This window comes from Nocardia sp. CDC159, from assembly GCF_023740735.1.
Classification (GTDB): Bacteria; Actinomycetota; Actinomycetes; order Mycobacteriales; family Mycobacteriaceae; genus Nocardia; species Nocardia pulmonis.
In genome coordinates this window covers 119,484-128,868 of sequence record NZ_JAMRXH010000021.1, presented here as the reverse complement: position 1 = coordinate 128,868, position 9,385 = coordinate 119,484, and the positions used below count along the sequence as shown (strand labels likewise).

Genomic DNA, 9,385 nt, shown 5'->3' with positions numbered 1-9,385 from the left:
CGCGGCGGCGGGCAGTTCGTTCACCATGCTGCGCTTCGCCGATCCGGAGGTTCCCGACGTCGTCTACCTGGAGCAGCTGACCAGTGCGTTGTATCTGGATCGCCGCGCCGACCTGGAGCTCTACCGCAGGGTGATGGAGCGGCTGGTGGTGCAGGCCGAGACGCAGGAGCGCTCGCGGGAGCTGCTGCGGGAGCAGGCCGACCTGCTCTGACCGTGCCGCGGCGCACCGTCCCGAGCCGATCGGCAAAGCCTTGCCCACTCAATCGCGGACAGCGTTGCCGAGGATCTGGTCGCGGACTGGTCGGCCGCGGCGGGGGTGTGGTCGACGTGCACGAGGCTATGACGGCCGTCACGCTGGAGGTGATCGGCCGCGCCGGATTCTCCCACCTCGGTCTCCTCAACGCCGGGGATGTCGATGGAGGTGTTTCGCGGCGGTTTGCCGAGGCGTTCACCGAGATTCTGAGCTGGATGAGCGGGCGTGCCAACGACCTGCCGGTAGTCGGCCCGGTACGAACCGCATTGCGGGCGCGTCACATTCGGAGCCAGATCGACGGCCTCCGTCGTTATGTGGATGCGTTGGTTGCCGAGCGCAAGTCCCAGGGGGCCGATTCGAATGATCTGCTCGGGGCTGATGCTGACCACCGTCGACCCTGAGACCAGTGCCTTCCTGGTCGCGGACAATGTCCGCGACCAGGTGCTCACCTTTCTGGTGGCCGGTCACGAAACCACCGCGTCGATGCTGGCAACCGCACTGCACTACGTCGCTTCGGTTCCCGGGCTGCAGGATGAGCTGCGGGCCGAGGTCGACGTCTGCGGCGGGTTCGACTACGACGCGTTGATCCGGATGCGCCGCCGCCTGTTCGAGGAATGCGCAGACCGAATCAATAACCACCGAAAGTCTCACCCAGACCTTGGGACCCTGATGACCCGCGAGATAGAGGTGCTGCGGCTCGGGGGCACCGGAATATCCAACACTGAGGTCGCGACCCGTCTGACAGTCAGCGAAAGTACCGTCAAGACCCACCTCCATCGTGTCATGACGAAATTCGATATCTGCAGCCGAGCCCAGGCCGTGGGTCCGAATGGCCCGCTGGAGAACACCTGGCCCGCACCGTCGAGATATTCGGCGTTGTCGGTGCGGAACGAGGCGGCGACGACCGGTTCGTCTGCCTCGATCGCCCGCAGTGCGTCCATTCCGTTGTGCATGATCATCAGGAAGGCACCGATGTCGTCACCACCGGTGGGGTACGCCTCGTAGACGGTCGATGAGATACCCGCTTTTTGCAGGGCCATCGATGTCGAGGGGCCAGCGATGCCACCGCCGATGATCAATGCATGGGTCATCGGGAGCCTTTCATTTCCAGAGGGCGGGACTGGTTGACGAGCTCGGCGACGTTGGCATTGAGCCCGTTGGCTTTTGGCAGCACCTTCGAGTGGCGCACCGATCTCTCCCCTCCACACGATTCAGATCGGTGCGCCACTCGAAGGTGCCGAGCGTCGGAGCTCGGCTATCCGAGGTGCGGACCATAGTCGGAAGGAACTTCGTCATGTCGGCGCACAGGTTGCCGATCTGGAATCCACAGGAGAATGTCTGACTTGCCGACCACCGTACTCGCTTCCACGTCAAAACAACCCTTTTCGCTGACCCGATATCAGCGATCAAGGGGGCCTCGAACGCTCAAGCGGCACGATCGTCGATGCCGACAGGAACCCCGCCCCATCATGGGCAGGCGCGCTGTGAGTGAGAGTAGTGCGAAGATCCGGTGATACGCAACCTAATCAAGCGAAATCGGCTCTACCCCAACATGATTGAGCCGCCAAACCCATGCAGCACGCGCTTAGGTCTGAAACCAACTATCGGCAGGATTGCATGGCACGTCAGGTGACCGGATCCGCGAGCCTGATCGTGACCAATGCGGCCGTAGTGCTCTGGTCCAGCAGCATCAGCACCGCCTTCGCGTCCAATGCCATCCAGCTGCCATCGAGTGCCCGAACCCGAACTCGGCCAGCCGTGCGGCCCGCACGGAGACCGTCGGACATCGCGCGTGCCACGGCAATGTCATCGGGATGGATTGCCGGCATCGGTTCGCCTTCGAGCGCTTCCCATGCGATTCCCGGCATCGGCGGACCCATCCACCGCAGCATCTGCAGCGTTCGAGTGTTCATGATGACGCGGTATTCGCCGTCATCGGCCGACGCCACCAGGACACGGTGCTCGAGAATGGTCGGGGGTGGCGCCACGGGCGTCTCGGTGGCCGGTCCGATGTCGTGCGTGATACCGCGCAGAAGCCGTCGCGGGCTGCCGTCGGACCCCGGCTCGTGGATCATGCGGCAGGAGTAGTGACCCGCGCGGAGCTCGCCGTCGGGACGACGAATGGTCCACACCTGCTGGGTTTCCTGGCCTCGTTCGGCGCGCACGAGCCGGGCCAGCGCCGTGCCCTGCTCGTTGTAGTTCGGTGTGAGCGGGTCGGCGAAGACGGCTGCGATCGAGTGTTCCCGAACCGCGTCGTACTCCTGCGGCGCGTAGCCCATGAGATCCAGCAGCTCGTCGCTTCGCGTGGAAGTGCCCGCGGTGATGTCGAAATACCAGGCGCCCGCCCGATCGCGCGGCGGTAAGGCCTCATTCGGCGGCCCGGACCACACCATCACGCCATGCAGCCGCCGTGACGAAATCGGCAGCGGCACGGCCACGGTGCGACGGCTGCCGTCAGAGGAGATGCGGTCGACCCGGCGGTGGGTGGCGCCCACTTCGGTGATGGCCGCCTTAACTTCCGACAGCGTGAGTTGATGGCCGATGATGCGCTCGAGTGGAAGAAACTTCTTGGGACTTCGGCCTACCGCGATCACGCTCGGTCGTCGGTCCTCGAACATCTCCAACAGCAGCCATTTCGTTGCCACCGCCACCCCCTTTTTTTCGAATGCTGTTGCCTTGAAGAACAGTGGCCAGTCGAGCCGACACTCATCCCAATTTCGAAGCGAGCGAGACGATCTTGCCGAAGTGGGGCCCCGCGAGGCGCGCGGCAAGCTCTGCCAGCCGGGCGTCCGCACCGATCAGAACCTGAGCGCGGCCCTGTTCGACACCGGTGAGTATCGTGTGGGCAGCCTTGTCGGCATCGGTTCGCGCGATTCGTTCCTCGAATCGGGTGACGACCTGGGTTCGGTCGACGTCCGGAGCCAGCAATGCGGTCCGCGCGATCGGCGTCCGAACGCCTCCCGGGTAGACCGCGGTTACCGCGACGTTCGTCCGGGCGAGCTCCGCGCGCAGGCTCTCGGTGAAACCTCGCATCGCGAATTTACTGGCGCAGTACGGCGCATGCTCGGCCGCGCCGACGAGCCCGAGCGCGGACGAAACAGTGGCGATCCGAGCTGGTCGACCAGTGGTCAGCAGGTGCGGCAGAAAAGCCTTGACGCTGTTGACCATTCCGCCGAAGTTGATCCCCATGACCGTGTCGAAGTCCGCCGGGGAGGTCGACTCGACGCTGCCGACGTGCAGGATGCCCGCGTTGGCCAACAACACATCACAGCGGCCGAACCGCTCGACGGTGGCTGCCGCATAGGCGCCGACTGCCGCGCGGTCACAGACATCGACCCGGAATACCTCGGTATCACCGGGAGCCACGCACAACTTCTGGGTCTCGCGAAGGTTCTCCTCATGTCTACCGGCCAACGCCAGATGCGCTCCCCTGCGGTTGAGCTCGATCGCCAGGCCGCGCCCGATCCCCGACCCTGCGCCGGTCAGGGCAACCACTCGCCCGGCATAGAAGTCGGGCTCCGTGCCCCTCGCCCACCGTCCGAACATGGTCCTGACACGAGCGCTCGAACCGCGACTACTCACGCGCCGCAGCCTACGGCAAGCACCGGACTTCACGCACCCCAGTGGCATTGGCAGCGGCATGAACTGCGTTGGCCGCCATGATGATTGAGCATGCTCCGGAACGACCGAGCATTACCCCGCACATTACGGACACCGGCCACCAGTGGTAAAACCGTGGAGGTGACGACAGTCCAGGACGTGACGTTCGACGACCGCTACTTTCGAGCACCCGCCGCCTTCGTCCGCCAACTCGCGCAGCAGGGCCCGATCCACCGATTCACCGCCCCGCACCGAGTTACCGGCTGGGTGATCACGAACTACGAGCTGGCCAAGACGGCACTCACTCATCCAGCCCTGATCAAGACGCCAGGATCGATGGTCGGCCTGCGCGGCAGCGGCGAGCCGCGCACAGTGCGGCAGCGGGTCACCCACACCCTCGGCTCCTACATGCTCACACATATGCTCGCCACCGACCCACCCGATCACGACCGCCTACGCCGCGTCGTTGCCGAGCCCTTCACGCCGCGCGTCGTGGCCGAGCGGATTCCGCGCATCACCGCCATCGCCGACAAGCTCGTCGACGATATGGACCCGACCCGGCCCGTCGACCTGGTCGCGGCCCTGTGCGTTCCGCTACCGGTGCAGATCATCGCGGAGATCCTCGGTATTCCGGTGCGTCATTCGGTACGCATCAGCCGGTCCTCGCGAATCCTCGGCGATGTGCTGTCCTTCAGTGTCGACGAACTCAACAGGGCTGCATTCGATTTCAGTCGCCTGATACTGACCGGCCTCGCCAGCCGCAGACTTCACCGCCGCGACGATCTGCTCAGCACCCTCATCGACGAGATGCACCGCGGACAGGTACGCCTGAACGAGACGACATCCACGATCGCCCTGTTACTCATCGCAGGCCACGAAACCACGACAAGCCTCATCGCCAACACCGTGCTGGGCCTGCTCGAGAACCCCGCCGAACTGGACAGAATGCGCACCGATCCCCAAGCGCTCGAGGCCATCATCGACGAAACCCTCCGCATCGATCCACCACAGCCGACGGCAACGCTGCGGATCGCCGCCGAGCCGGTGACGCTCGGTGAACAGAACATCGCCGCCGGGGAGTGGATCATGGTATCCCTCCTCGCGGCCGGGCACGACCCCCACGCCACCGACAACCCCGCAACCTTCGACAGCACACGAAAACCCCGGCGGGCATTACCTTTCGGGCACGGCATCCACTATTGCCTCGGAGCCCAACTCGCCCGCACCGAGGCACGAGTCGCTATCACGCAACTGCTGACCAGATACCCCGACATCACCCTCGCGACCGACCGCCACAATCTGCGATGGCGCCGAAGCATCCAATTCCAACGTCTGGAAACACTGCCGGTGATACTCCGCTGAGGGAACCACCGCACCCTTCGACGACCGGGGGGCCAAGAATCAGCGGTGGGCACCGCTCGTGACCGAGCGGCCACGAATGGTAGTCCATCTGGGGATTCTCACCCCCCGCAGGTCGACGGGGCCGGGCGGCCCGCGAAACGATCTGCGAGGTAACCGATTCCGGCGTCCCAGCCGGCCACCGTGCTCAGGGCGTGTGCGACGAGCGCTCCCGGTAGCACCTGTGGGCCCGGAACCTCTTGGTAGGCAACGGTTCCGCCGCGGGCGCACCAACTGGCCGCGAGGTCGCGGCCCTGTTGGGCGGGGATCGCGTCGTCGGCCGCCGATTGCCAGATCTCGGTGGGGAAACTCGGAGGCGCGGTGCCGAGGTTCTGCGCGGCGAACAGCGAGGCCAGCGGTTCCTGGTGCAGGTACTCCTTCAGGGGGCGGCCGTCGGCGGTGACCGAGCCCGAGGGCACGCTCACGTACCGGAGATAGCTTTCGGCCTGGCACTGCTGACGGGCTTCGTCGAGGATCTGCCGTCCCCGGTCGTTGAAGATTCCGCGCAGCGCGGCCGCCGACTCCGGATGTGCTGCGATGAATCCGTCGATCTGATACACGGTGTCGTAACCCAGCAGGTCGTACATCTGGAACCGATCGAACGTCGCGAGCACGTCGGTGATGGGTTGCGCGGCGACACCGCCGACCACATTCAGCCCGGCCCAGTAGTCCGGGCGCTCGGCGGCGCCGGCCACCGCGTTGCCGCCCATCGACGATCCGACGAATCCGACCGGCGCATTCGCCGCCAGATCGGTCCCCGGCACCCGCAGCGCCGCGCGGGCCGCGTCGACGAAGGTGGTGGTCATATCGTTGCGATTCACATAGGTGTGCTCGCCGGGAGCGCCGAGACCTATCCAATCGGTGATCGCGACGGCCCAGCCCCGCGCGACGAACGGCGCGAGCACCGGTGTCTCGTAAGCGATTCCGTTCTGCAGATTGATCGAGGTCGCACACTCCCGACCCAAACCCTGTGCGGAGGAACCGAAATCGACCAGGGGTCGCGCCCCGGGTCCCGGCCATGGAGCGTTCGGCAACACCAGCGTGCCCGACACCGGCACCCGCCTGCCGCGGGAATCGGTGCTGACATACAGCATCCGCCAGGCCCGCACATCCAGCGGCGCCCGCGTCACCGGATCGAGCACCGCGGTGATGGGCTCCGCCCGCAGGAGCTCACCGGGCGTAGCCGAGACCGGCACGACCGCCACATCGCCGAAGGCGGACGGATCGGCGTGCGCCATCCGTATCGCGGGTAAAAAGCCCACTGCCAGCGCGGATAGGACGACGACGAGTCCGCCGAGCATCTTGTGATGAGCCATCAACCCAAATTAACTACACATTTGCCATCTCTCTAGAGTGACGTCGCTCACCGCCGGAGGAAGGGACTTTCGTCCCCGCTTTCCACGACCTCCGTCCCGATGGCACGCACGCCTCCGCTCGTAAGACTGGTCGTGAGACCAATTGGAAGGACATGGATCGGGAGGAATCCGCCGTGGAAGCTTACGAGTGTCTGGAGCCCTGGTTCGAGAAGCGTGCGGGGTTGGCGGCGGCCGATCCGGAGCGGGACGCCGTTCGGAGCCGGATCATCGAGATCGGGTTGCCGCTTGCCGATCACATCGCCCAGCGGTATTCGGGGCGTGGGGAGCAGGTGGAGGATCTACGCCAGGTTGCCCGGGTGGGGCTGGTGCTGGCGGTGGATCGGTTCGAGGTGGGGCGGGGGACCTCGTTTCTGTCGTTCGCGGTGCCCACGATCATGGGCGAGGTGCGGCGGCATTTTCGCGATCAGGTGTGGGCGGTGCGGGTGCCGCGGCCGGTGAAGGACGCGCAGACGCGGCTGGGGGCGGCCACCGAGCGGTTGCTGCAGCGGCTGGGGCGAACGCCGACCCCTCGGGAGCTGGCCGGTGAGCTCGATCTCGATGTCGACACCACCGTGCTCGCCCTGATGGCCAACAACGCCTTTCGGACCGATTCCATCGATCAGCTGCGGCTGGACGACGATCCGCCGACCTCGCTCGGCGCGGGGATCGGGCAGGAGGAACGCTGCTATCGCCTGGTCGAGCGGTCCTCGGTGGCACGGCCACTGATCGCCGCGCTGTCGGCCGAAGAACGCGAGCTGCTGCACTGGCGGTACTTCGAATCCCTCACTCAGACCCAGATCGCCGAACGCCTCGGGGTCTCGCAGATGCACGTCTCACGGCTGCTGTCGCGCATCATCGACCGCCTGCACGACCAGGCCGTGGTCGCCGCCTGAATTCCTACCCGTCACAACGCCAGCCGCACGTCGTAGGCGTCCAGCCATTCGTTCAACCGGATCGGCGTCTCGTTCACCAGCCCGCGGTCCTGCATCGAACCCGCCTTCCGCACCGGCGTCTCCAGATGCTTCTGGATGGCGTCGAGGTCGAACAGCGGCAGCGCCGGGGAGGTCGGTTCGGCGACGATCTTGCCGAGGACCTGCTTCATCGCCCGGTCGTAGCCGGGATCCTGGGTGGACGGGTAGGGCGCCTTGCGGCGCTCGACGATCGATTGCGGGAGCAGGTCTTTGGTGGCCGCTCGCAGCAGGCTCTTCTCCCGCCCGTCGAAGGTCTTCATCGACCAGGGCACGTTGAAGACGTATTCGACGAGGCGATGATCGCAGAACGGGACGCGGACCTCGATGCCGTTGGCCATGCTCAGGCGGTCCTTGCGATCGAGCATCACCGGGAGCCAGCGGGTCAGGTTGAGGTGGCTCATCGCGCGCATGCGCCGATCGTGACCGGACTCCCCCGCGAGCTGCGGAACCTCGGCCAGGGCCGAATGGTAGTGATCGGCAATATATTCCGGCAGCGCGAGCTTCGCGGCCAGCTCCGGATCGAGGAAGGCGGTGGACTGCTCGGCCACCGGCCGATCCCCGATGGCGTGCCACGGAAAGGTGTCCGACTCGACGACCCGCGGATCGTGGAACCACAGATATCCGCCGAACACCTCGTCGGCGGACTCACCGGACAGGGCGACGGTCGACTGCTGCGCGACCGCCCGGAACAGCAGATACAGCGAGGGACCCAGATCGCCGTCGCCATAGGGCAGATCCCAGGCCCGCAGCACCGCCTCCCGCACCCCCGCGGCGACGAGATCGGCGTTGTTCAGCAGGATTTCGCGATGGACGGTGCCGACATGACGTACCAGCTCCATCGCGAACGGCGTATCGGGCGCCTCTCGCAGCCGCTCCGGTTCGAAGTTCTCCACCTGCCCCACGAAGTCCACCGAGAAGCTGCGGATCCGATCCGAATCGAGCGTGCGCTGCGCGAGCGCGGTCAGCGCGCTGGAATCCAATCCGCCCGACAGCAGCGTGCACAGCGGCACATCGGCGACCAGCTGCCGAGCGACGATGTCGGTCAACAGTTCTCGCACCCGGGCCACGGTGGTGTCCACATCGTCGGTATGCGGCCGGGAGGTCAGTTCCCAGTACCTCTGCTCGAACCGGTGCCCGTCGCGGACCCGCAGCACATGTCCGGGCCGCACCTCGTACAGCCCCTCCAGCGGCGTCTGCCCGGGCACGCGCACGAACGACAGCGCATAGCGCAGCCCCTCCAGCGACAGCACGGCCCGGCTGTCCGGATGTGCGAGCACGGCTTTCGGCTCCGAGCCGAACAGCAGCCCGTCGGCGATCGGATAGTAGAACAGCGGTTTGATACCCAGCCGATCCCGGTACAGCAGCAGCTCCTCGCTGCGGCTGTCCCAGATCGCGAAGGCGAACATCCCGTTCAGCCGACCCACGAATTCCGGCCCCCACTGCAGATAGGCCCGCAGTACCACCTCGGTATCGCTGCGGGTGGCGAACCGATGGCCCAGCAGGACGAGTTCGGCTCGGAGTTCGGCGAAGTTGTACACCTCGCCGCTGTAGCTGATCGCGGCCACCGGTGTCCCGTCGGGCAGCGTCTCCGGGGTGAGCATGGGCTGCCTGCCGCCCTCGAGGTCGATCACCGACAGCCGCCGATGTGCGAGCGCGACCCGCGGTCGCACCCACATCCCCTCGTCGTCGGGACCGCGTAAGGCCATGGTGTCCATCATTTTTCGAACGATCGGCCGCTCGACGGTGAGATCGCGCGCGAAGTCGACCCAACCGGCGATACCACACATGCGAAGTCCTTCCCTCGGTAA

9 protein-coding genes are annotated in these 9,385 nt (G+C 65.9%); 5 read left to right on the top strand and 4 right to left on the bottom strand.

Features of this window, described 5'->3' with window-relative positions; translation table 11 throughout:
- From NDR87_RS32925 to NDR87_RS32915, 3 genes are all read left to right on the top strand, one after another.
- The coding region (locus tag NDR87_RS32925) for a Scr1 family TA system antitoxin-like transcriptional regulator (protein ID WP_251917776.1) at positions 1-211 on the top strand (211 nt) is incomplete at its 5' end.
- Positions 212-318: 107 nt separating this feature from the next.
- Positions 319-654, top strand: coding sequence for a cytochrome P450 (locus tag NDR87_RS32920; protein ID WP_251917774.1), 336 nt, complete (start codon positions 319-321; stop codon positions 652-654).
- Positions 632-1,258, top strand: a complete 627-nt coding sequence (locus NDR87_RS32915; protein WP_251917772.1) for a response regulator transcription factor — start codon at positions 632-634, stop codon at positions 1,256-1,258. Before NDR87_RS32920 ends, NDR87_RS32915 begins: the two co-directional genes overlap by 23 nt.
- A 620-nt stretch (positions 1,259-1,878) precedes the next feature.
- Here NDR87_RS32915 and NDR87_RS32910 read toward each other — a convergent pair.
- Positions 1,879-2,898 carry a GAF domain-containing protein gene (locus NDR87_RS32910; RefSeq protein ID WP_251917771.1) on the bottom strand — a complete coding sequence of 340 codons (1,020 nt, stop codon included), beginning with the start codon at positions 2,896-2,898 and terminating at the stop codon, positions 1,879-1,881.
- 61 nt (positions 2,899-2,959) lie between these two features.
- The gene (locus NDR87_RS32905; RefSeq protein WP_251917770.1) at positions 2,960-3,748 is read right to left on the bottom strand and encodes an SDR family oxidoreductase; all 789 of its coding nucleotides are present in this window, start codon (positions 3,746-3,748) and stop codon (positions 2,960-2,962) included.
- 246 nt (positions 3,749-3,994) lie between these two features.
- Here NDR87_RS32905 and NDR87_RS32900 point away from each other — a divergent pair, with 246 nt between their 5' ends.
- Positions 3,995-5,215, top strand: a complete 1,221-nt coding sequence (locus NDR87_RS32900; protein ID WP_251917769.1) for a cytochrome P450 — start codon at positions 3,995-3,997, stop codon at positions 5,213-5,215.
- Between the two features lie 98 nt (positions 5,216-5,313).
- Here the strand turns inward: NDR87_RS32900 and NDR87_RS32895 are convergent, their stop codons facing one another.
- The gene (locus tag NDR87_RS32895; RefSeq protein ID WP_251917768.1) at positions 5,314-6,567 is read right to left on the bottom strand and encodes a lipase family protein; all 1,254 of its coding nucleotides are present in this window, start codon (positions 6,565-6,567) and stop codon (positions 5,314-5,316) included.
- A 173-nt stretch (positions 6,568-6,740) separates the two neighbouring features.
- On the opposite strand from NDR87_RS32895, the gene NDR87_RS32890 reads away from it, so the two are divergent.
- Positions 6,741-7,499: a SigB/SigF/SigG family RNA polymerase sigma factor gene (locus NDR87_RS32890; protein ID WP_251917767.1), complete on the top strand. Its 759-nt coding sequence runs from the start codon at positions 6,741-6,743 to the stop codon at positions 7,497-7,499.
- Positions 7,500-7,510: 11 nt separating this feature from the next.
- Here NDR87_RS32890 and asnB read toward each other — a convergent pair whose 3' ends face one another.
- Complete coding sequence (gene asnB, locus NDR87_RS32885; RefSeq protein WP_251917766.1) at positions 7,511-9,364, bottom strand: asparagine synthase (glutamine-hydrolyzing); 1,854 nt, start codon at positions 9,362-9,364, stop codon at positions 7,511-7,513.
- Between the last annotated feature and the right edge of the window lie 21 nt (positions 9,365-9,385).